The organism is Streptomyces sp. CA-111067 (assembly GCF_050956065.1).
Taxonomy (GTDB): domain Bacteria; phylum Actinomycetota; class Actinomycetes; order Streptomycetales; family Streptomycetaceae; genus Actinacidiphila.
The window spans coordinates 1,504,555-1,525,596 of record NZ_CP192103.1 but is presented as its reverse complement, the minus strand read 5'-3'; the positions used below and the strand labels follow the sequence as shown (position 1 = coordinate 1,525,596).

Sequence of the window (21,042 nt, the reverse complement as noted above, 5' to 3'; positions counted from 1 at the left end):
CCCGGCCCCGCCTCGTGCGTCAGGCGGGGGCCTGGGCGCCGGCCCGGCGGACCCGGACCAGGAAGTCCTCGACGCTGGGCCGGTCGGGCTCGGCGGGCAGCGGGGTACGGGCCGCGGCCGCGTCCAGCTCCGCGTCCAGGGTGCGGATCCAGCCGCGGACCTCGCTCCAGCTGTGCTCGCCGCGCCTGACCGCGAGCAGCCGGTCGCGCTGGTCGCCGACGTCGATGGTCAGCCGCCCGGTGCGCAGCAGGTCTCGGCAGCTGATCAGCAGCCGCAGCAGGTGCATCGCGTGCTTCCAGCGCGGCTCGCCGCGGCTGCGGATGCCCGCCTCGAGGCGGTTCAGCTGCTGGGTCGCGTAGCCGCGGAAGCTGCCCTCCACCCGGCGGGACAGGAACGCGCCGCGCAGCTCCACCAGCTCGCGGCCGGTGGCGTCGGCGTACTCCACCAGTGGTGAGTGCAGGCATTCGAGCAGGTTGGGGTTGGCCCGCAGCGCCAGGCCGCAGAAGCGCTCCAGCTCCCAGGAGAACTGCTCGTCCATCGGCCCGGTGACATGCGTCGGGGGCTTGTCGAGCCGCCAGAACAGCGGTGTCGGCGCCACGAACACCCCGCGCCGGTCGGTGTCGCTGTCGTCGGTGGCCAGGCCGAAGGCCCGCGAGCCCATGACGCAGGCATAGACCGTGTGGTCGTTGACGAGGGTGTGCCCGAGCGCGTCCTGCATGAGGGCGATTATCGCCATACCGTACGACCGCCCGCCGGGAATTCCACCGTCCCGCCGCCGCAGGCGTCCCGCCGCCACCGCCGCCGCCCGTCTCGACCAGCGGTCCGCGACCCGGCACCGCGCGGGCATCACTACTCTTGTCCGTAGACACCGGCCAAGCCCCCGTTCCGGTGCGACCCGCTCAGTGAGGACCACCAAGGTGAGGACCGCGCTCGTCATCGGAACCGGCCTGATGGGCACCTCCGCCGCCCTCGCGCTCAGCGCCCGCGGCGTCGGCGTGTATCTGGCCGACCACGACGAGTCCGCCGCCCGTACCGCCGCCGCGCTCGGCGCAGGCAGCACGGACAGCCCCGGGCAGCCGGTGGACCTGGTGATCGTCGCGGTGCCGCCGGCCCATGTGGCGGCCACCCTCGCCGACGCGATCGGCCGCGGCCTGGGCCGCGGCTACCTGGACGTGGCCAGCGTCAAGGGCGGCCCGCGGCGCGACCTCGAAGCGCTCGGCTGCGACCTCGGCCACTACATCGGCACCCACCCGATGGCCGGCCGCGAGCGGTCGGGGCCGCTGGCCGGCAGTGCCGACCTGTTCGAGGGCCGGCCATGGGTGCTCACGCCCACCGCCGGCACCGACACCGACGTGCTCAACCTCGCCCTGGAACTGGTCGCGCTGTGCCGCGCGGTCCCGGTGGTGATGGACGCCGACGCGCACGACCGCGCGGTGGCGCTGGTCTCGCACACCCCGCAGCTGGTGGCCAGCATGGTCGCCGCCCGGCTGGAGCACGCCGAGGACAGCGCGGTGCGGCTGTGCGGCCAGGGCATCCTGGACGTCACCCGGATCGCCGGTTCTGAACCCGCCATGTGGATGGACATCCTGGCCGCGAACCCCGGACCGGTCGCCGACGTGCTCGGTGACGTCGCCGACGACCTCGCCGAGACGGTGGCCGCGCTGCGCGCCCTCCAGTCCGCCGACGAGGACAAGCGGCGCGGGGGAGCGGCCGGCATCGAGGACATCCTGCGCCGCGGCAACGCGGGCCGCGCCAAGGTGCCGGGCAAGCACGGCGCGGCGCCGAAGGCGTACGAGATCGTGGCCGTGCTGATCGGCGACCAGCCGGGCGAGCTGGCCAGGCTCTTCGCGGACGCCGGCGCGGCCGGCGTCAACATCGAGGACGTCAGGATCGAGCATTCCACGGGGCAGCAGGCCGGCCTGGTGCAGCTCACCGTGGACCCGCGCACCGCCCCCGCGCTGACCGCGTCGCTGCGGGACCGGGGCTGGGCGATCCGCAAGTAGCCTCGCGGATCGCCGCGGGGGAGCGGCGCGCGGGCCGTGCCGCGGCCGGGGGCCGCGGAAAACCCGTGGCGATGGGTCGCCCGGACGGCCGGTAACCTTGGGGTCGGCATGTCCGGCGCCCGCCGGCCCCGCCCACCCCCCGCGTCCGAGCTCGAGGAAGGCCCCCGCTGTGGTAAATCCGGTGATCGTCGCCATCGACGGCCCCTCCGGCACGGGCAAGTCGAGCACCTCCAAGGCAGTGGCGGCCAAGCTCGGCCTCAGCTACCTGGACACCGGCGCGCAGTACCGCGCGATCACCTGGTGGATGCTGACCAACGGGGTGGACGTCAACGACCCGGTGGCCGTCGCCGACTCGGCCGGCAAGCCGGCCATCGTCTCCGGCAGCGACCCGGCCGCGCCCGCCATCACGGTGGATGGCCTCGACGCGTCGGGACCGATCCGCTCCCAGGAGGTCACCGCCGCGGTGAGCGCCGTGAGCGCGGTGCCCGCGGTACGGGCCCGGATGGTCGAGCTGCAGCGCGCGGCGGCCGACGAGGCCCCCGAGGGCATCGTGGTGGAGGGCCGGGACATCGGCACCACCGTCTTCCCCGCCGCCACCGTCAAGATCTTCCTCACCGCCTCCGCCGAGGCCCGCGCCGCCCGCCGCAGCAGCGAGCTGAAGGGCGCGCAGAGCGTCGCCGCCACCCAGGCCGCGCTGGTCCGGCGCGACGCGGCCGACTCCGGCCGCACCACCTCCCCGCTGGCCAAGGCCGACGACGCGGTGGAGGTGGACACCACGGAGCTGTCCCTCGAACAGGTCGTGGAGTGCGTCGTGACCCTGGTCGAGGAGAAGCGGGCGACGATTTCGTGACCACCCCGCTCGACACGGCGCGGAGCCCGCGTGACAGCGAGCCGCGCGCGCGTGACAAGGCGCCGAGCCCGCGCGGCGCGGCCGTCGCGCGCGGGATCGGCATCGGCCTGATGAACGGCCTGTGGCGGCCCCGGGTGCTCGGCGCCTGGCGGATCCCGTCCCAGGGCCCGGTCATCCTGGCCGGCAACCACGCGCACAACATCGACGGCCCGATGCTGATCGGCACCTCGCCGCGCCCGCTGCACTTCCTGGTCAAGAAGGAGGCCTTCGTCGGCCCGCTCGACCCGTTCCTGCGGGCCATCGGGCAGGTCGAGGTGGACCGCTCCGGCGCCGACCGCACCGCGATAACCGCCGCCCTGCGGGTGCTGTCGGACGGCGGGATGCTCGGCATCTTCCCCGAGGGCAGCAGGGGCGTCGGCGACTTCGCCCAGCTGCGGGCCGGCCTGGCGTACTTCGCGGTGCGCTCCGGCGCTCCCGTGGTGCCGGTCGCGGTGCTCGGCAGCGCCCGCAAGGGCCGGCTGGTCGGCGCGCTGCCGCCGCTCGGCGCCCGGATCGACGTCGTCTACGGCGAGCCCTTCGAGGCCGCCGCGCCCGGCGGACGCCGCACCCGCAGCGCGCTGGACGCCGCCACCGCGCGGCTCCAGGAGCGGCTGACCGCGCACCTGGCCGAGGCCCGGCGGGCCACCGGCCGCTGAACCACACCGGCCGCCGAACCGCACCCGGTTCCGGCGGCCCCCACTGTTGATCGACGGAGAGACCTCATGGACCAGGGAAACGACCACGGCGACATCGGCGCGCTCGGCGACGCCGAATACGCCGAGTTCATGGAGCTCGCCGCCGAGGAGGGCTTCGACCTCGAAGAGGTGGCCGACGACCTGGCCGCCGCCGGCCACGGCCCGCTGCCGGTGCTGGCCGTGGTGGGCCGGCCGAACGTCGGCAAGTCGACCCTGGTGAACCGGGTGATCGGCCGCCGCGAGGCAGTGGTCGAGGACAAGCCCGGCGTCACCCGCGACCGGGTCACCTACGAGGCGAACTGGAACGGCCGCCGCTTCAAGATCGTGGACACCGGCGGCTGGGAGCAGGACGTCCTCGGCATCGACGCCTCGGTCGCCGCGCAGGCCGAGTTCGCCATCGAGGCGGCCGACGCGGTGGTCTTCGTGGTCGACTCCAAGGTCGGCGCCACCGACACCGACGAGGCGGTGGTACGGCTGCTGCGCCGGGCCGGCAAGCCCGTCGTGCTGGCCGCCAACAAGGTGGACGGCCCGTCGGGCGAGGCGGACGCCGCCGCGCTGTGGAACCTGGGCCTGGGCGAGCCGTACCCCGTCTCCTCGCTGCACGGCCGCGGCACCGGCGACCTGCTCGACGCCATCATGGACGCGCTGCCCGAGGCACCCGCGATGACGTTCGGCGACGCGCTCGGCGGACCGCGCAGGATCGCGCTGATCGGCCGGCCCAACGTCGGCAAGTCCTCGCTGCTGAACCGGGTGGCCAAGGAGGACCGGGTGGTGGTCAACGAGGTGGCCGGCACCACCCGCGACCCGGTCGACGAGCTGATCGAGCTCGGCGGCGTGACCTGGAAGTTCATCGACACCGCGGGCATCCGGCGGCGGGTGCACCTGACCGAGGGCGCCGACTACTACGCGAGCCTGCGGACCGCGGCGGCGCTGGAGAAGGCCGAGGTCGCGGTGATCCTGGTGGACGCCGGCGAGACCCTGGCCGAGCAGGACACCCGGATCATCTCGATGGCCGTCGAGGCGGGCCGCGCGATCGTCATCGCCTACAACAAGTGGGACCTGCTGGACGAGGAGCGCCGCTACTACCTGGAGCGGGAGATCGAACGCGACCTCGTACAGGTCCAGTGGGCGCCGCGGGTCAACGTCTCGGCGCGCACCGGCCGGCACATGGAGCGGCTGGTGCCGGCGATCGAGACGGCCCTCGCGGGCTGGGAGACCCGGGTGCCCACCGGCCGGCTCAACGCGTTCCTCGGCGAGCTGCTGGCCGCCCACCCGCACCCGGTGCGTGGCGGAAAGCAGCCCCGCATCCTGTTCGGGACGCAGGCGGGCACCAAGCCGCCGCGTTTCGTGCTCTTCGCCTCCGGCTTCCTGGAGGCGGGCTACCGGCGGTTCGTCGAACGCCGGCTGCGCGAGGAGTTCGGCTTCGCCGGTACGCCGATCCAGGTGTCGGTGCGGGTCAGGGAGAAGCGCGGCCGCAAGAAGTGACCGGGGGCTCTCAGAGCCCGTTCATCCGGTTGTCCGGGCGCCCCGGCGGCAGCGCGGCCGGGGCGTTCCCCCGGTGCCGCCCCGGGGTCTGCGGGGCGGCCTGCGCCGCCGTCCACGCCGAGAAACTGTTGAACGCGAGCGACTCCTCGCCGCTGCGGTCACCCGGCAGGGTGCGGAACAGCCGGCGGTACTCGCTGTAGAGCGCGTCGTAGATGGGCGTGCCCGTGCCGCCGCCTCCCGCCGACTCCTGCGCGCTGCGCATGGGCGGGATATAGCGCTGGAAGGGGGGTCGGGGGGAGGCGTCAAAGGTGTGCACGTATCAGCCAACGAGGGGATTCGCCCCGGGATGCGGTCCGCAAGACTGATCTTTGACCTCCCGTCAGGAAATCTCCGGCCGGGGGCGCACGTCAGGGGCGCGGGGCTGTTTCCGATGTGCGGCTGGCGCCGCGTGGGCGCGATGTGCCCCGGCATCACCAGGGGCGCGGGGCTGGTCCCGATGTGCGGCTGGCGCCGGGTGGGCGCGATGTGCCCCGGCATCACCAGGGGCGCGGGGAACTGCGCGACAAGCCAGGGCGGACCGGTAGCCGGGCGACTACCGGAACCCCCGCGGCGGGGAGCCGCTCACGTACCAGCGAGAGGCATCGTCGCCGCCACCAGCTGGCCACGGGAGCAAGCGCGCGCCAGAGCGTCCCGCATCAGGTCCTCGCGCGGCTGGCGGCCGACGGAGCCGGCCGGGCCGGCGTAGACGTACACCTGGTTGCTGCGGCTGACCGCGGCCCGCCAGCCGTCACTGACCTGGAGCGGCTGGTGCGCCTGCCACCACGACGTGGCCGGGCCGCCGTTGGTGCCCGGCTGAAGCACCGCGTGCAGCTTGCCCATCGCCAGCAGCACCGACCATCCGGCCAGCGGCGAGGGCGCCGCGTCCAGGTCGAGCTGCGGCACGAAGCCCTGCTCGATCAGCAGCGGCAGGAAGTCGTCGCCGCCCCCCGTCGCGCCGACCCGCGACACCGGCCCGGTCGGCTCGATCACCAGCGCGGGGCGCAGCGCGTCCTCCACGATGATCAGCCCGCAGGTGATGCCGAGCACCGCCTGCCGCGGCGCGGGTTCGGGGCCGGGCTGCGGCTCGGCGGACTGCGGGCCGCGCTGCGGGCCGACGGTGCTGCTCGCGGTGGCGGCCTCCCCGTCGGCCAGGCTGCGGGCCGCGCCCTGCAACTGCTCCTCCGCGACCGGCACCACCTGGGAGGGGATGCAGGCGGCGTGCGCGAAGGCCAGCACGGCCGTCTCGTCGCCGACGAACAGCACGGTGCTGGTGCGCTCCTGGCCGGTGTCCCCGGGGGTGCGGCAGGACGTGCAGTCGTACGTGCCCGGCGCGTTCTCACCGGTGAGGAGGCGAGCGGTCTCCTCGTCACCGATCTCGGCTCGTACTTCGTCGCTCACGTCGAGCATGGGCGCCACGGGAGTCTCCTTGGAAGTGCGGTGGTGCGTGCGGTAACGAACGGTCCGAAAAGCCGGGCCTGCCCCGGCGCATAGTGACAACGGCCGGTCTGTGGTGGGAGTCACGGTTTGCGGCGGCCCGGATTCTCCCGGCGGTCGCCCTCGGTGAGATTTGCCGGCGGCCGCTCACCAAGCGTCGAACGGGCGTGTGGGGGCGCCGGGTTGTGACTGTGAGGTGACTCACGGTTGGGGTCCGAAGCTTCCGCATATACGACGATACGTGCGCGGCAAAAGGGTGCTTCTCGTCCGTACTTACCGTCGGTAACTCTCAACTGGCCTGCGGTGTAAGGGAGTTGTTTGCCCCGCAGCGCGGCTAGTGCCTAGATTCGCCCGCCGTGTGCACAGTGCACCGCCCGGGTCCCGAACGGGCGCCACCCCGTGGGGGGAGTGGCGCCCGTTCGTGACGTGACAAGGGGAACGACCCGGGTCTGTGGATGAGGAGATCCATGGCGTTCAACTGCACGTTCCGACATACGGCCCTGCTGACCGGGGTGGCCGCGCTGGCGCCCCTGGTGGTGCTGGCCACCGGCGGCGAGGCGTCGGCCGCCGACCGCGGGGTGTGGGACCGCATCGCGAAGTGCGAGAGCGGCGGCAACTGGCACATCAACACCGGCAACGGGTACTACGGCGGGCTGCAGTTCTCCGCCGGCACCTGGCGGGCCTACGGCGGCGGCCGGTACGCGGCGACCGCGGACCGCGCCGCGCGCGGGGAGCAGATCGCGGTGGCGACGAAGCTCCAGCACGCCAGCGGATGGGGCGCGTGGCCGGTCTGCGCCCACCGCGCCGGCGCCCGGGGCCCGGCCCCCGCGATCCCGGCCCCCGCGGCCTCGCCGCCCCGCGTGCCGGACACCTTCCGCCCGGTGGTGCCGGCGCACCGCCCGCCGCCGAAGCAGCCGTCCAAGCTGGTCCCGCTGACCCGGTCGGCCCCCCGCACCTCGCGCGCGACCACCCGCGCGCCCCTCTTCGCCCCGCTCAGCCACCCCAGCTGGCTGCCCCACTGGTAGCTCCGCGGGCCCGCACAGCCCCTTCCCCGGCCGCGCCCCTGACGGGGCGGTAGGCCGATCGGGTGGGGTCGGGGCACCGCGCGGGCGTGGCGCGGCGGGGGCGGGCCGGAAGCGTGCAGCGTGGGGGCGATGAGCGAGCAATTGTCGTATCGTCACACCGTTAAAGCGCGGCGTAACGCAAAAGCACGCGCCGCCACCGCCGTGGCCGCCCTCGGAGCCGCCGCCCTGCTGCCGCTGGTCACCCAGCCCGCGCAGGCCGCCCCGTCCGCCGCGGCGGCCCCACCCGCCCACGGCGGCCCGGCGATCCCGGTGGCCGGCGTCCTCGACGCCCTCCGGCTCGCCGAGCCGGGCGCTCGCGCTGCCCGCGCCTCGCGGGCGGCCCGGGCCGTCACCCGGATGCCCTCCGTCTGGGACCGCATCGCGCAATGCGAGAGCAGTGGCGACTGGCACATCAACACCGGCAACAGCTACTACGGCGGCCTGCAGTTCTGGCAGCCGACCTGGGTGCTGTTCGGCGGTCTGAAGTACGCGGGCCGCGCGGACCTGGCCACCCCCGAGCAGCAGATCGCGGTCGCCGAGGCCGTGCTGAAGGTCCAGGGCTGGGACGCCTGGCCGGTCTGCGCCCGCCGGATCGGGCTGACCGGGCACAACCACATCGTGCACACCGTGCAGAGCGGCGAGACGCTGTCGTCCATCGCCCGCTCCTACGACGTCTCCGGTGGCTGGCAGCGGCTCTACCAGCTCAACAAGGCCGCCATCGGCGCCGATCCCGACAAGATCACCGCCGGCCTCGTGCTCACCGTCTCCTGAACGCCCCCGGTCCGGTCCGCCGGCCGGTCCCTGAACGCGGTCCGAACTCCCGGTTGCTATAAGGTCGGACGACGCGCCCACCCGGACCGAGCCTGCCGGCGGTCCGGCCGGGGCAACCGGCCGGGGGACCCGAGAACACCATGCGCATCGCGTTTCTGATACACACCGCCTACGGGATCGGCGGCACCATCCGCACCACGTGCAATCTCGCCGCGCAGCTCGCCGGCGAGCCGGACGTGACCGATGTGCAGATCATCTCGGTGTTCCGGGACCGCGAACGCCCCGCCTTCGACTACGACCCGCGGATCCGGCTGCGCCCGCTCGCCGACCTGCGCGAGGACAGCCCCGGCAGTGCGCTGGCCGACCCGCGGCTGCGGCAGCCGTCCGCCGTCTTCCCGCGCTCGGACCGCAGGCACGGGGAGTACAGCGCCCTCACCGACGAGCTGATCGGCCGCTGCCTGGCGGAGCTGGACGCCGACGTGCTGGTCGGCACCCGTCCGGGGCTCAACGTGCACATCGCCCGGCAGGCGCCGCGCCGTATCGTCAGGATCGGCCAGGAGCACCTGACCCTGGACACCCACTCCACCCGGCTGGTGCTGGCCCTGCGCCGCCGCTACCCGGGCCTGGACGCGGTCACCACCACCACCGAGGCCGACGCCGCGGTCTACCGGCGGCGGATGCCGGGGGTGCGGGCCGGCGCCGTGCCCAACAGCGTGCCGCCGGCCCGCACCGCCCCGTCCGACTGCTCCGCGCCGGTCGTGGTCGCCGCGGGCCGGCTCGCCGAGGCCAAGCGGTACGACGATCTGATCCGCGCCTTCGGCACCGTCTGCGCGGCCCGCCCCGACTGGACGCTGCGGCTGTACGGCACCGGCGGCAAGCTCGCCTCGCTGGAGGCGCTGGTCACCGAACTGGGCCTGGGCAAGCACGTGTCGCTGATGGGCGCGGTCTCGCCGCTGGAACCCGAACTGGCCAAGGCGTCGGTGCTGGCGGTCACCTCCACCATGGAGTCGTTCGGGATGACCATCGTGGAGGGCATGCGGGCCGGGCTCCCGGTGGTGGCCACCGACTGCCCGCTCGGCCCCCGGGAGATCATCGAGCACGGGGTGACCGGCCTGCTGGTGCCGCCGCGCGATGTCGATGCCATCGCCGCCGCCCTGCTCTCCCTCGTGGAGGACGACGGCCTGCGCCGTACGATGGGCTCCGCCGCGCTGGTCGCCGCCGGGCGCTACGACCCCGCGGTGATCGGCCGCCGCCAGCTCGACCTGTTCCACCGGCTGATCGAGGACCGGGCCAGGCCCGGCGCCAGGGCCAGGTCCGTGCTGCGGGCGGGGATCGGCCGTTTTCTCGGCGCATTCCTGACGGTGTCGGACGCGGCGGGCGCCGCGGTGCGGAAAGTCCGCCGCATCTGACGGATTATCCGCTCGGTCCGCCCCGGCGCCGCTCATCCGAGCCCCATGCACATACCAGCAACTCGGCCGGTTCTCGGCCAGGCATAGCGGACATTGCGCTGAAGCTGTGTGGGAGTTGTGCGCACCGAAGTTACCGGGACGATTAATTCGGCCATCTCCGGGTAATAAAGCTGCTCGGATTAAGCCCCGGCAAACCGGGCCTGTACGTTCCGTGATCCAAGCGTGACGACCAAGGGCGAACCGGCGCCCGGGCGCCTACCGTTGCAGGTATGGCGCCGCAACCGAGCAACTTCACCGGGGACAACCCGCACGACGACCTGGACTCGTACCTCGGCCTGGAGGCCGCGGTGGCGGAGAGCCGGGCCAGGGAGCGCGGCTGGAGGACCGTACGCAGTCTGCCGCCCGGCGCTGTGGTGACGATGGAATACGTGGCCGGGCGGCTGAACTTCAGCGTGGACGGCGACCGGGTGACGCGCTGCTGGTTGGGGTGACGCCCACGGTGTTGGTGGTGGGCCCCGGGTGCGCCGAGCGCCCGGTGGGCGGCCGGCCCGGCGTGTGCGGGCCGGTCACATGCGGCGCCTGCGCGTGCGGGGCCGGTGCGAGCGGGGTCTGCGCGTGCGGAGCCGCCGCGTGCGGGGCGGGCGCCAGCGTGCCGTTCGCACCCGGTGCCGCCGCTCCGGCGACGGTCGCGCCGGAGGCCGGAGTGTTGCAGGTGAGGCTGACCGCGCCGACCGGCTCGCGGTCCGCGGCCGGCTCCTCCCCGTCCGTGCTGCGCTGCGCGACCAGTGCCGGCGAGGGCACCGCGCCGCCGGCCCGCCCGCGGTACCGCTCGACCAGCCGGGCCCACACGGTGAACAGGTAGTCCTCGACCCAGGCCATGGCCGGCTCGAACCACGGCAGCGCCAGCAGGATCAGCAGCCCCGCGGCCCAGCCGAGCAGGACGTCGCTGACCCAGTGCGTGCCGAGGTAGACCGTGGTGGCGCCGACCGCGAGCGAGAGCACCGCGCTGGCCAGCGAACCGAGCCGCCTGGCCTGCGGAGTGGTGGCCAGATAGGCCAGGACCCCCCAGGTCACCACCGCGTTCGCGGTGTGGCCTGACGGAAATATATCGCCGCCGGCGAACATCTCGGAGGAGCCGACGGTGGTCGCGTAGTGCGGACCGAGCCGCCCGAGACCGTATTTCACCGCGCCCACCGTGATGTTCAGCAGCAGCAGCGAGGTGCCGAGGACGAGCAGCGGATGCAGGGTGCGGTGCCGCCAGGCGCGCCAGCCGAGCCAGGCGAGCACCATCACGGCGGTGGGACCGCGCTGGCCGAGAACGACGAAGTAGTCCAGAAAAGCATGGATTTGCGGCCATTGCTTGTACGGACGCCAGAGCATGACCTGCCAGTCGAGCGTCACCAGTTTCGAGGTGGTGAGCACGCCCACGACGATGGCCACGTAGACCGCCACGGTGGACCAGAAGAGCCATACGCGTGTTCGGCTCATCCGCGGCACGTCGCGGGTGGCCGCACGCTCCGCCGTGGGGTGGAGCTTCTCATCGGTACGCACTCAATCGACGTTACAGCGTGTGACGGCATAGTTCGGCCGAACGGGCTGCTTTGTAATGACGATGTGATGTGGAGTACGTCTCATCGCTCCTTTGGAGGACACCGAATCGGTGGAATGCCGGGGTTCCTGGAGTTTATGTTCGGATCTCGCCGCCACCCGTCGGGCTGTTCTTATTTGGAGCTTATTTCCCTCGTCTTTCTCTTCCGTTTCCCGTCCGATAGCCGGGGAGCCCCGTCCGGCGGGTGTCCGGCAGGTGTCCGGGGGGTGAGCGGGGTCACCCGGCACGGGGCCGGGCCTCGCGTACGCTGACGGCTCACCCGTTCGTGGAGGTACCCGTCTATGACCCGGACGACCGAGGCCGGCCAGGCGCGGACGGCGGCCCCGCCGCCGCTGGACCGTCCGGCCGGCCGGTGGGCCGTCCTGGTGGTGCTCTGCGTCAGCCTGCTGATCGTCGCGCTGGACGCGACCGTGCTGCACGTCGCCGTGCCGGCCCTCACCGAGGACCTGCGGCCGGGTGCGCAGGACCTGCTGTGGATCGTGGACGCGTATCCGCTGGTCGCCGCGTCGCTGCTGATCCTGTTCGGGACCCTCGGCGACCGGATCGGCCGCCGCAAGGTACTGCTGTGCGGATACGCCCTGTTCGGCGTCGCCTCCGCGCTCGCCGCCTTCGCGCCGGACGCGCACACGCTGATCGCCGCCCGGGCGCTGCTCGGCGCCGGCGGGGCGATGATCATGCCGGCCACGCTGTCGATACTCCGGCAGGTCTTCCCCGACCGGCGGGAGCGGGCGATGGCGATCGGGGTGTGGAGCGCGGTCGCCGCGGTCGGCGCCGCGATCGGGCCGGTGCTCGGCGGCTTCCTGGTCGAGCACTTCTGGTGGGGCTCGGTGTTCCTGGTCAACATTCCGCTGATGGCGGTTCTGCTGCCGCTCGGCCGGATGCTGCTGCCGGAGTCCAGGGGCGGCGCGGACGGCCCGTGGGACGTCCTGGGCGCGGTGACCGCCGCGGCCGGCCTGCTCGGCACCGTGCTCGGCATCAAGCACCTCGGCGGCGGCGAGGGCTTCCTCGACGCCTCGGCCGTCGTACCGCTGCTGGCCGGTCTGGCGCTGCTGGTGCTGTTCGTCCGCCGCCAGCGCCGCCGCGAACACCCGCTGATCGACGTCGGGATGTTCCGCCGGGCCGCGTTCTCCACCTCCGTGGGGTGCATCGTGCTCGCGATGCTGGCGCTGGTCGGCCTCGAACTGATCGCCGTCCAGTACCTGCAACTGGTGCTCGGCCTGAGCCCGTTCCAGACCGGGCTGCGGCTGCTGCCGCTCACCTTCGCCGCGATGGCCGCGGGCCTGGCCGGCTCCCGGCTGCTGCACCGCTTCGGGCCGCGCCGGATGGTCTCCGGCGGCTTCGTCCTCACCGCGCTCGCCGTGCTCTCGCTGGCCGCGATGGGCCAGACCGACCGGCCGTGGCTGCTGACCACCGGCTTCGTGCTGCTCGGCTTCGGCCTTGAGGCCACCCTCTTCGGCGCCTACGAGTCGATGCTCAGCGAGTCGCCGGCCAAGCAGGCGGGCGGCGCCGCGGCCATCGGCGAGACGTCGTACCAGCTCGGCGCGGGCCTGGGCATCGCACTGCTCGGCAGCGTCATGAACGCCGCCTACGCCCCCGGTGTCCGGCACACTCCCGGGGTCTCCGCCGCCGACAGCGCGGCGGCCGGCCGCTCGCTCGGCGAGGCGTACGACGTCTCCGGCCGGCTCGGCGGCAGCGGCGGCGCCGCGCTGCGGCAGGCGGCCAGGAACTCCTTCGTCACCGGGCTGCACCTCACCCTGCTGGTCAGCGCCGGGCTGCTGCTGATCGGCGCGCTGGCCGCGCTGCGGCTGCCGCGGGTGATGGAGTGCGGCGCCTCGTACGCGGACCGCCCGGCCGCCCCGGCCCCGGAGGCGGACCGCCCGGCGGCCCGGGAGGCGGATCGTCAGGCGGCTCCGGCTCCGGCTCCGGCTCCGGCCCCGGACCCCGCGCCCGTCCGTTAACGCTGCTAGTTTTGGGCCGGAGGTCCAGACATGCCCGCACCTAAGCCGTCCTTCGACCCTTACGACCCGCTGGGTCTCGACGACCTGCTGACCGACGAGGACCGCGCGGTCCGCGACACCGTACGGTCCTGGGCCGCCAAACGGGTGCTGCCGCACGTGGCCGAGTGGTACGAGCGCGGCGAGCTGCCCGCGATCCGCGAACTCGCCCGCGAGCTCGGCTCGATCGGCGCCCTGGGCATGCCGCTGACCGGCTACGGCTGCGCGGGCGCCAGCGCCGTGCAGTACGGCCTGGCCTGCCTGGAGCTGGAGGCCGCCGACTCCGGCATCCGCTCGCTGGTGTCGGTCCAGGGGTCGCTGGCGATGTACGCGATCCACCGCTACGGCTCCGAGGAGCAGAAGCAGCGGTGGCTGCCCGCGATGGCCGCGGGCGAGGCCATCGGCTGCTTCGGGCTGACCGAGCCCGACCACGGCTCCGACCCGTCGGGCATGCGCACCCGCGCGGTGCGGGACGGCTCCGACTGGGTGCTCGACGGCCGCAAGATGTGGATCACCAACGGCTCGGTCGCCGCGGTGGCCGTGGTGTGGGCCGGCACCGACGACGGCATCCGCGGCTTCGTCGTCCCCACCGACACCCCGGGCTTCTCGGCACCGGAGATCCACCACAAGTGGAGCCTGCGCGCCTCGGTCACCAGCGAACTCGTCATGGACGGCGTCCGGCTGCCCGCCGACGCCGTACTCCCCGAGGTCACCGGCCTGCGCGGCCCGCTCAGCTGCCTCAGCCACGCCCGCTACGGCATCGTGTGGGGCGCGATGGGCGCCGCCCGCAGCAGCTTCGAGGCCGCCCTCGACTACGCGAGGACCCGCGAGCAGTTCGGCCGGCCGATCGGCGGCTTCCAGCTCACCCAGGCCAAACTGGCCGACATGGCCGTCGAACTGCACAAGGGGATCCTGCTGGCGCACCACCTCGGCCGCCGGATGGACGCCGGGCGGCTGCGCCCCGAGCAGGTCAGCTTCGGCAAGCTCAACAATGTGCGCGAGGCGATCGAGATCTGCCGCACCGCCCGTACGATCCTGGGCGCCAACGGGATCTCACTGGAGTACCCGGTGATGCGGCACGCCACCAACCTGGAGTCGGTGCTCACCTACGAGGGCACCGTCGAGATGCACCAGCTGGTGCTGGGCAAGGCACTCACCGGACTCGACGCCTTCCGCGGCTGAGCCGCGCCGCGCGGTCCGGTGAGGGCCCTGTTCAGTTCTGGTTGAAGAAGCGGTCGCCGCCGTGCCGGGTGTCGGCGTTCATCACCGAGTAGTCGGCCGGCGTCAGCAGGAAGACCCGGGTGGCGACGCGCTCGATGGAGCCGCGCAGCCCGAACGTGAGGCCGGCGGCGAAGTCGACGACGCGCTTGGCGTCGGTCGGCTCCATGCCGGTGAGGTTGACGATCACCGGCACGCCGTCCCTGAACAGCTCGCCGATGCCGCGCGCGTCCCGGAACCCGTCCGGGGTCACCGTGGCGATCCGGCGGCCCTGCTCCTCCGCCGCCTCGCTGGCCACCCGCACCCGCGGGTCGGTCACCCAGGTGTCGGCACGCTCGGAGCCCTCGCCGTAGTCGGCGTACTCCTCGTCGTAATATCCCTCGCCGCCGTTGTCGTCAACGAGGCCCAGCCAGGCACTCGCCCGTCGAACCGATCCCATGGACGCCTCCTCTCTCACACGCGGTCAGTACCGTCCGCAGTCCTATCGTCGTCCATGAAGCGGAGGATGCGCCAAGTGGATTGCCGTCTCGGGGGCGACTTGTGACGGTACTGGTGCACACGATAGTGGCGCACCGTCAGGCTGCGGCAGGTGTCGGGATGGTGACGATTCGATGGGAACGCGCTCCACTTCCGGGTGAATCGCGCCGCCGTCCGGCCGTATCCGCTCCAGTGGGACGGGTGGGGCGGGTGCCCTGTGACCTCGGCCGGTTCCGGCCACTGCCGCTCGTCTTGTTTCCGGGACGTAAAACAAACCGATGATCCGGTGACCGCTCCCGGTGCCCGTCGTTGGTCCGTCGCAACCGACATGGCGCGGCGCCCTACGGCCACCGCGCGACTCCACCAGGCACGTCACGTACGTGTCCGGCACGTAAGGCACCCCCGTGGACGCACGAAACACAGCGGCGGCCAGCCGCCGCGCACTGGGCGCACTGGGCACCACGATGACGGCACCGCGGACCATCCGCGCCAAGCTCGCCCGCATCCTCGTGGTCTCCCTCGCCCTGGTCATGGCCCTGCTCGGCACCGCCGTGAGCCGCCAGCTGACCAACCATCACAACGCCTCGGACACCGCGGCGAACGCCCGGCTGTCCGGCACCCTCCAGGGCCTCATCCACGAACTGCAGAAGGAGCGCGGCCTCACCACCGGCCTGGTCGGCGGCGTCACCGAGTTCCGGCCCAAGCTGGCGGCCCAGCGCGCCGCCACCGACACCGCCCGCCGCGCCCTCGACGCCGAACTGTCGGGCCGCACCGACCCCGCGGCCGGCTCGGTGCGCAAGGACATCGGCGCGCTCGACGGCCTCCGCGACGTACGGCAGGCGGCCACCGACGGCACCGGCACCGTCAACGACACCTTCGACTACTTCACCACCACCATCACCGGCCTGGGCCGGCTCGGCCTCGGCCTGAGCCAGGTGCACGACCAGCAGCTGCGCGCCGACTACCAGGCCCTCCAGACGCTCGGCGACGCCAAGGAGTACATGGGCGAGGAGCGCGCCATCGTGCTCGGCGTGCTGCGGGCCGGCGCCTTCGGCGGCGGCACCCCGTACTCCCGCTTCATGGAGATCAGGGCCGGACGGCTGGCCGGGCAGAGCACCTTCCCGCGCTGGGCCACCCCGGCGCAGCAGCAGCGGCTCGACGCCGCCTTCGCCACCCCGGTCGCCCGCAAGGCGATCGGCTACGAGCAGCTGGTCGTGGGCGGCGGCGGCCGGGTCGACGACCGCAGGGTCCCGCCGATGGCCTGGTACGACGCCATGACCGGCACCATCAACGGCCTCCGCGGCGTGCAGATCTCACTCGGTCAGGACATCCAGCGGCGCGCCGACCACCTGGAGAGCGACGCCACCCGGCAGCTGACGCTCTACCTGCTGCTGGCCCTCGGCGGCATCGCGGCCCTCGCCGCGCTCGCCGTCGGCTGCGTCAGGGCGGTGTCAGGGCCGCTCGCCTCGCTCACCCGGCAGGCCCGGCAGGCGGCCGACGAGCGGCTGCCCGCCGCGGTGGCCCAGGCGCAGGCCGCGGACGGCGGCCGGCCGGAGCGGCCGTCCCCCGTACAGGTGCCGGGCCGGGCCGGCGAGGAGGTCAAACTGGTCGCCGCCGCCTTCGACCGGGTGCAGACGGCGGCCTTCGACCTCGCCACCGAGCAGGCCGTGCTGCGCCGCAACGCCACCGAGTCGCTGGTCAACCTCGGCCGCCGCAACCAGAACCTGGTCCGCCGGCAGATCAGCTTCATCAACAAGCTGGAGCACGAGGACGCCGACCCGGCGACCCTCGCCAACCTCTTCGAGCTCGACCACCTCGCCACCCGCATGCGCCGCAACGCCGAGAGCCTGCTGGTGCTGGCCGGCGAGTCCAGCCCGCGGCCGTGGGCCACCCCGCTGTCGGTCACCGACGTGGTGCGGGCCGCGCTGAGCGAGGTCGAGGAGTACCGCAGGGTGGCGCTGCGCCGGCTCGACCCGGTGCTCATCTCCGGCTCGGTCGTCTCCGAGATCGCCCACCTGCTCGCCGAGCTGGTGGAGAACGCGCTCAGCTACTCGCCGCCGGACGCAGAGGTGGAGATCGAGGGCCGCCGCACCGGGGCCGGCTACCTGGTGGCCATCGTGGACCACGGCTACGGCATGGACGCGCGCGGGCTCGCCGAGGCCAACGTGCGGCTGTCGGGCACGGCCAGCTTCATGGCGGAACCGACCAGGTTCCTCGGCCACTTCGTGGTCGGCGCGCTGGCCCGCAAGTGCGGTATCGAGGTCAGGCTCGGCGAGGCGCCGGCCGCCGGGGTGGTGGCCCGGGTGCTGATTCCCACCACGCTGCTGACGGAAGGGGAGACGGTGGCCGTGGGCGCCGCGAAGGACCCGGGATCCGAGCCGGCCGCGCGCAGGCAGGGCGTGGCCGCGCCGGCCGCCGAACGTGTGGCCGCCGGCGGACCCGCGTCCGTCACCGCGGCCGCGACCGGGTCCGCCGCCCTCACCGGGCCGGTGCTCGCCGCCGCCGAGCCGGGGTCCGGCCCCGTACCCGGCCCCGTGACCCCCGTACCCGGCTCCGTGCCCGGGCCGGCGACGGCCGTGGCGGAGGCCGGCGGGCCGCGCGCCGCCGTGCCGGGGCCGCGCCGTGACGAGCCGGACCGGCGCGAGGCGTCCTCGGCCGCCAGGACCCGCAACGGCCTGGTCAAGCGGCCCGGCCGGAGCTCGATTCCGGCCGCGGTCAACGAGACCGGCGCCGTGCGCTGGCAGAGCACCGCGGAGCCGACGCCTGACCGCAGTCCTGACGAGGTGTCGGGCATGCTCGCGTCGCTGCGCAGCGCGCACATCCGCGGCGTGGTCAGCGTGGAGAAGGAGAAGAAGGCCGCGGGCAGCGGTCCCGCGGACCGTCCGGCAGATCGTTCATCGGACCGGGGCGCGGACCGATCATCGGACCGGGCCGCCGCGGACACCACCGAGAAGGGCGGCGACGCGTGACCATCGACATGCACCACGACTCGCAGACGTTCAACTGGCTGCTCGCCAGCTTCGTCCGCAAGACCGACGGCGTGCGCGACGCGGTCGCCGTCTCCTCCGACGGGCTGCTGATCGCGGTCTCCGACGGCCTCGGCAGGACCGACGCGGACCATCTGGCCGCCGTCGTCTCCGGGCTGGCCAGCCTGGCCCGCAGCGCCTCCCGGCGCTACGAGTTCGACGGCGTGAAGCTGATCATGATCGAGATGGGCCGCGGCTTCTTGCTGGTCTCCGCGATCAGGGACGGCAGCTGCCTCGGCGTGCTCGCCGACAGCAGCGGCGAACTCGGCCTGGTCGGCTACGAGATGGCGGTACTCGCCGAACGGGCCGGCGATCTGCTGACCCCCGCGCTCATCGTGGATCTGCGGCAGGCGCTGCCGCGATGAGCGACGGGGAGGCGGACGAGGACGCCCTGTTCGTCAGGCCGTTCATCATGACCGGCGGCCGGGCGGCGCCGGTACAGGACGGGCTGCGTCTGGAGACGCTGGTCGCCGCCGCGCCGGGCGCCGCCGCGGCGCCGCTCGCATTCGAACCCGGCCGGATCGTGGCGCTCTGCGCCCGGCCCACCACGCTCGCCGAGGTCGCGGCCGGCATCGGCGTCCCGCTCGGGGTCGCCAAGGTGCTCATCGCCGACCTGGTGGTGGACGGGCTGCTGGTCTGCCGGCAGCCGGCGGAGATCCCGCTGCACGTACTGGAGAGGATCAGGGACCATGTCCGGGCGCTCTGAGGCGAAGGCCGTACCGCTGGCGGTCAAGATCGTGGTGAGCGGCGGGCTCGGGGTCGGCAAGACCACGTTCATCGGCGCGATCTCCGAGATCGAACCGCTGGACACCGAGGCGGCGATCACCCAGGTCTCGGTGGGCGTGGACTCGCTCGCCGGGGTCGAGTCCAAGACCACCACCACGGTCGCACTGGACTTCGGGCGGATCACCCTCGATCCGTCGCTGGTGCTCTACCTGTTCGGCACGCCGGGGCAGGACCGCTTCTCCTTCCTCTGGGACGACCTGGTGGAAGGCGCGATCGGCACGGTCGTGCTGGCCGACACCCGGCGGATCGAGGACTCCTTCCCGGCCCTGGACTACTTCGAGGAGCGCGACGCGCCCTTCGTACTGGCCGTCAACTGCTTCGACGGGGCACGGCACTTCGACCTGGAGGAGGTACGCGAGGCGCTCGGCCTCGGCCCGCTGGTACCGGTGGTGGCGTGTGACGCGCGGCTGCGGTCGTCGGTCCGCGATGTGCTGGTGGCGCTGATGGACCAGGTGGTCAGCAGGCACGGCGGCCGGCGGGCGCGGGTGCTGACGCCCCGGTAGCGGACCGGCGGCCGACCCGGGGCGGCCGGCGGCGGACCCGGGATGGCCGGCGGCGGCCCGGTGGCGGCGCGGTGACGGAGCTGCGGCGGGCCGGTGGTCCGATGATCGGACGGCGGTAGCATGATCGCCGGTCGAAGCGCCGAACCACCGGGGGAACCACCATGTTCGGGATCATCAGGCCCTGCCGGCACCGCATGTCGGAGGGCCTCGCCGCCTCCTGGCTGGCCCACTTGTGCGGGCTGTGTCTCGCGCTGCGGGACGGCCACGGGCAGTTCGCCAGGATCGCCACCAACTACGACGGGCTGATCGTCTCGGTGCTGGTCGAGGCGCAGTCCGCGCCGACCGCCGACCTGCGCAGGACCGCGGGCCCGTGCCCGCTGCGCGGCATGCGGACCGCGCCGGTGGCGATGGGGGAGGGGGCCGGGCTGGCCGCGGCCGTCTCCCTGGTCCTCGCCTCGGCCAAGATGCGCGACCACATCGAGGACGCGGACGGCGCCTACGGCCGGCGGCCGGTCGCCCTCGCGGCCCGCGGTGTCGCCCGCCGCTGGGACCGGGCCGGCGCCAGGACCGGCGAGGGCCTCGGCTTCGACACCGCCGTCCTGCTCGACGCGGTCGGCCGGCAGAGCGGGATAGAGGCGGCGGCGGGGCCCGGCACCCCGCTGCTGACCGTCACGGAGCCCACCGAGACCGCCACCGCCGCGGCCTTCGGCCACACCGCCGTGCTGACCGGCCGGCCGGGCAACCGGGCGGCGCTGGAGGAGGCGGGCAGGCTGTTCGGACGGCTGGCCCACCTGCTGGACGCCGTCGAGGACCTGGCCGCGGACACCCGGTCCGGCGCCTGGAACCCGCTCATCGCCACCGGCACCGACCTGGCGGAGGCGCGGCGGCTGTGCGACGACGCGCTGCACGGCGTACGACTCGCCCTGCGCGACGCGGACTTCGCCTGCTCGGCCGCCGGGAAGCTGGTGCACAACCTGCTCGTCCACGAGCTGGGACGGTCGGTGGACCGGGCGTTCGGCACCGGCGGCTGTACACACCTGGCGGCGCCGGGGGCTCCGGCGGACCTTTCGCCGGCGGACCTCTCGCCGACCGGCAGCGGCAACCCGTACGGCCCTGGCAACCCGTACGGACCCGGGCAGAGCCCGTACGGTCCCGGGCAGAGTCCGTACGGTCCCGGCACCGGCAGCCCGCAGGATCCGTCCGGCCGGGGATCGTCCGTGCCCGGCGGCCACGGCTTCCCCGGCGGCTTCCCGCCGCCCGAGCCGCCGCGCAGGCGCGGGCTGATGATGGGCTGCCTGGTCTACACGGGGATGTGCTGCACCTGCCAGCTGTGCTGCCGCGAGCACAACGACGCGTGGAGCGGGCGGCGCCGGGACTCCTGGTGCGACGCCAGCGGCTGCGAGTGCTGGGACTGCTGTGACTGCTGCCAGTGCTGCGACTGCTGAGCTGACCGGCCGCAGGCCGCCCGAGGGAGGGCGGGGAAGAGCGAAACGCGCGCGTGTGTGAAGACGGGAGATCCGTCGGAGAACGTCAGCGGCTACAACACGCCGCCGACCACACCCGACCGAAGTCGATGTGGCCGCGGATGACCAGCTGACAGCTACGCATACGCACAGTGCAGCAGCCGGGCGACCGGTACG

20 protein-coding genes are annotated in these 21,042 nt (G+C 73.7%); 15 read left to right on the top strand and 5 right to left on the bottom strand.

Going from position 1 to position 21,042, the window contains the following annotated elements; all coding sequences use genetic code 11:
* Positions 1 to 19: 19 nt before the first annotated feature.
* A complete protein-coding gene (locus tag ACQPW6_RS06675; RefSeq protein ID WP_433888607.1) occupies positions 20 to 718 on the bottom strand; it encodes a nucleotidyltransferase domain-containing protein in 699 nt (232 codons plus the stop codon).
* A 199-nt stretch (positions 719 to 917) separates the two neighbouring features.
* Here ACQPW6_RS06675 and ACQPW6_RS06670 point away from each other — a divergent pair, with 199 nt between their 5' ends.
* The 4 genes from ACQPW6_RS06670 to der all read left to right on the top strand — a co-directional run bounded on the left by ACQPW6_RS06670 (position 918) and on the right by der (position 5,072).
* A complete protein-coding gene (locus ACQPW6_RS06670; protein WP_433888606.1) occupies positions 918 to 2,003 on the top strand; it encodes a prephenate dehydrogenase in 1,086 nt (361 codons plus the stop codon).
* A gap of 169 nt (positions 2,004 to 2,172) precedes the next feature.
* Positions 2,173 to 2,853, top strand: a complete 681-nt coding sequence (gene cmk / locus ACQPW6_RS06665; RefSeq protein WP_433888605.1) for a (d)CMP kinase — start codon at positions 2,173 to 2,175, stop codon at positions 2,851 to 2,853.
* Positions 2,854 to 2,948: 95 nt separating this feature from the next.
* Positions 2,949 to 3,548 (top strand): lysophospholipid acyltransferase family protein, encoded by a 600-nt coding sequence (locus ACQPW6_RS06660; protein ID WP_433894445.1) that lies wholly within the window; start codon positions 2,949 to 2,951, stop codon positions 3,546 to 3,548.
* 66 nt (positions 3,549 to 3,614) lie between these two features.
* Positions 3,615 to 5,072, top strand: a complete 1,458-nt coding sequence (gene der, locus ACQPW6_RS06655; protein ID WP_433888604.1) for a ribosome biogenesis GTPase Der — start codon at positions 3,615 to 3,617, stop codon at positions 5,070 to 5,072.
* Positions 5,073 to 5,082: 10 nt separating this feature from the next.
* Here der and ACQPW6_RS06650 read toward each other — a convergent pair whose 3' ends face one another.
* Together ACQPW6_RS06650 and ACQPW6_RS06645 are read right to left on the bottom strand one after the other, a co-directional pair.
* Positions 5,083 to 5,334, bottom strand: coding sequence for a hypothetical protein (locus ACQPW6_RS06650; protein WP_433888603.1), 252 nt, complete (start codon positions 5,332 to 5,334; stop codon positions 5,083 to 5,085).
* 359 nt (positions 5,335 to 5,693) lie between these two features.
* The gene (locus tag ACQPW6_RS06645) at positions 5,694 to 6,527 is read right to left on the bottom strand and encodes a hypothetical protein (RefSeq protein ID WP_433888602.1); all 834 of its coding nucleotides are present in this window, start codon (positions 6,525 to 6,527) and stop codon (positions 5,694 to 5,696) included.
* 485 nt (positions 6,528 to 7,012) lie between these two features.
* On the opposite strand from ACQPW6_RS06645, the gene ACQPW6_RS06640 reads away from it, so the two are divergent.
* The 4 genes from ACQPW6_RS06640 to ACQPW6_RS06625 all read left to right on the top strand — a co-directional run bounded on the left by ACQPW6_RS06640 (position 7,013) and on the right by ACQPW6_RS06625 (position 10,280).
* On the top strand, positions 7,013 to 7,570 hold the full coding sequence (locus tag ACQPW6_RS06640) for a transglycosylase family protein (RefSeq protein WP_433888601.1): 558 nt from the start codon (positions 7,013 to 7,015) through the stop codon (positions 7,568 to 7,570).
* Positions 7,571 to 7,771: 201 nt separating this feature from the next.
* Entirely contained in the window at positions 7,772 to 8,380 is a 609-nt protein-coding gene (locus ACQPW6_RS06635; protein ID WP_433888600.1) for a transglycosylase family protein, read from the top strand.
* A gap of 140 nt (positions 8,381 to 8,520) precedes the next feature.
* The gene (locus ACQPW6_RS06630; RefSeq protein WP_433888599.1) at positions 8,521 to 9,789 is read left to right on the top strand and encodes a glycosyltransferase family 4 protein; all 1,269 of its coding nucleotides are present in this window, start codon (positions 8,521 to 8,523) and stop codon (positions 9,787 to 9,789) included.
* Positions 9,790 to 10,058: 269 nt separating this feature from the next.
* The gene (locus tag ACQPW6_RS06625) at positions 10,059 to 10,280 is read left to right on the top strand and encodes an I78 family peptidase inhibitor (protein WP_433888598.1); all 222 of its coding nucleotides are present in this window, start codon (positions 10,059 to 10,061) and stop codon (positions 10,278 to 10,280) included.
* On the opposite strand, the gene ACQPW6_RS06620 is transcribed toward ACQPW6_RS06625, so the two are convergent.
* Positions 10,237 to 11,340, bottom strand: a complete 1,104-nt coding sequence (locus ACQPW6_RS06620) for a phosphatase PAP2 family protein (protein ID WP_433888597.1) — start codon at positions 11,338 to 11,340, stop codon at positions 10,237 to 10,239. The two genes, ACQPW6_RS06625 and ACQPW6_RS06620, sit on opposite strands and share 44 nt — an antisense overlap.
* 339 nt (positions 11,341 to 11,679) lie before the next feature.
* On the opposite strand from ACQPW6_RS06620, the gene ACQPW6_RS06615 reads away from it, so the two are divergent.
* Both ACQPW6_RS06615 and ACQPW6_RS06610 read left to right on the top strand, forming a co-directional pair.
* Positions 11,680 to 13,356: an MFS transporter gene (locus ACQPW6_RS06615; RefSeq protein WP_433888596.1), complete on the top strand. Its 1,677-nt coding sequence runs from the start codon at positions 11,680 to 11,682 to the stop codon at positions 13,354 to 13,356.
* Positions 13,357 to 13,386: 30 nt separating this feature from the next.
* Positions 13,387 to 14,574, top strand: a complete 1,188-nt coding sequence (locus ACQPW6_RS06610) for an acyl-CoA dehydrogenase family protein (protein WP_433888595.1) — start codon at positions 13,387 to 13,389, stop codon at positions 14,572 to 14,574.
* A gap of 31 nt (positions 14,575 to 14,605) precedes the next feature.
* Here the strand turns inward: ACQPW6_RS06610 and ACQPW6_RS06605 are convergent, their stop codons facing one another.
* Positions 14,606 to 15,049, bottom strand: coding sequence for a cell division protein SepF (locus ACQPW6_RS06605; RefSeq protein ID WP_433888594.1), 444 nt, complete (start codon positions 15,047 to 15,049; stop codon positions 14,606 to 14,608).
* A gap of 442 nt (positions 15,050 to 15,491) precedes the next feature.
* On the opposite strand from ACQPW6_RS06605, the gene ACQPW6_RS06600 reads away from it, so the two are divergent.
* From ACQPW6_RS06600 to ACQPW6_RS06580, 5 genes are all read left to right on the top strand, one after another.
* On the top strand, positions 15,492 to 18,056 hold the full coding sequence (locus tag ACQPW6_RS06600; RefSeq protein WP_433888593.1) for a nitrate- and nitrite sensing domain-containing protein: 2,565 nt from the start codon (positions 15,492 to 15,494) through the stop codon (positions 18,054 to 18,056).
* An 8-nt stretch (positions 18,057 to 18,064) separates the two neighbouring features.
* A complete protein-coding gene (locus ACQPW6_RS06595) occupies positions 18,065 to 18,478 on the top strand; it encodes a roadblock/LC7 domain-containing protein (RefSeq protein WP_433894444.1) in 414 nt (137 codons plus the stop codon).
* On the top strand, positions 18,475 to 18,819 hold the full coding sequence (locus tag ACQPW6_RS06590; protein ID WP_433888592.1) for a DUF742 domain-containing protein: 345 nt from the start codon (positions 18,475 to 18,477) through the stop codon (positions 18,817 to 18,819). The genes ACQPW6_RS06595 and ACQPW6_RS06590 overlap by 4 nt, the downstream gene beginning before the upstream one ends.
* Positions 18,803 to 19,402: a GTP-binding protein gene (locus ACQPW6_RS06585; RefSeq protein WP_433888591.1), complete on the top strand. Its 600-nt coding sequence runs from the start codon at positions 18,803 to 18,805 to the stop codon at positions 19,400 to 19,402. Before ACQPW6_RS06590 ends, ACQPW6_RS06585 begins: the two co-directional genes overlap by 17 nt.
* A 161-nt stretch (positions 19,403 to 19,563) precedes the next feature.
* Positions 19,564 to 20,847 carry a DUF5685 family protein gene (locus ACQPW6_RS06580; protein ID WP_433888590.1) on the top strand — a complete coding sequence of 428 codons (1,284 nt, stop codon included), beginning with the start codon at positions 19,564 to 19,566 and terminating at the stop codon, positions 20,845 to 20,847.
* Positions 20,848 to 21,042: the final 195 nt, after the last annotated feature.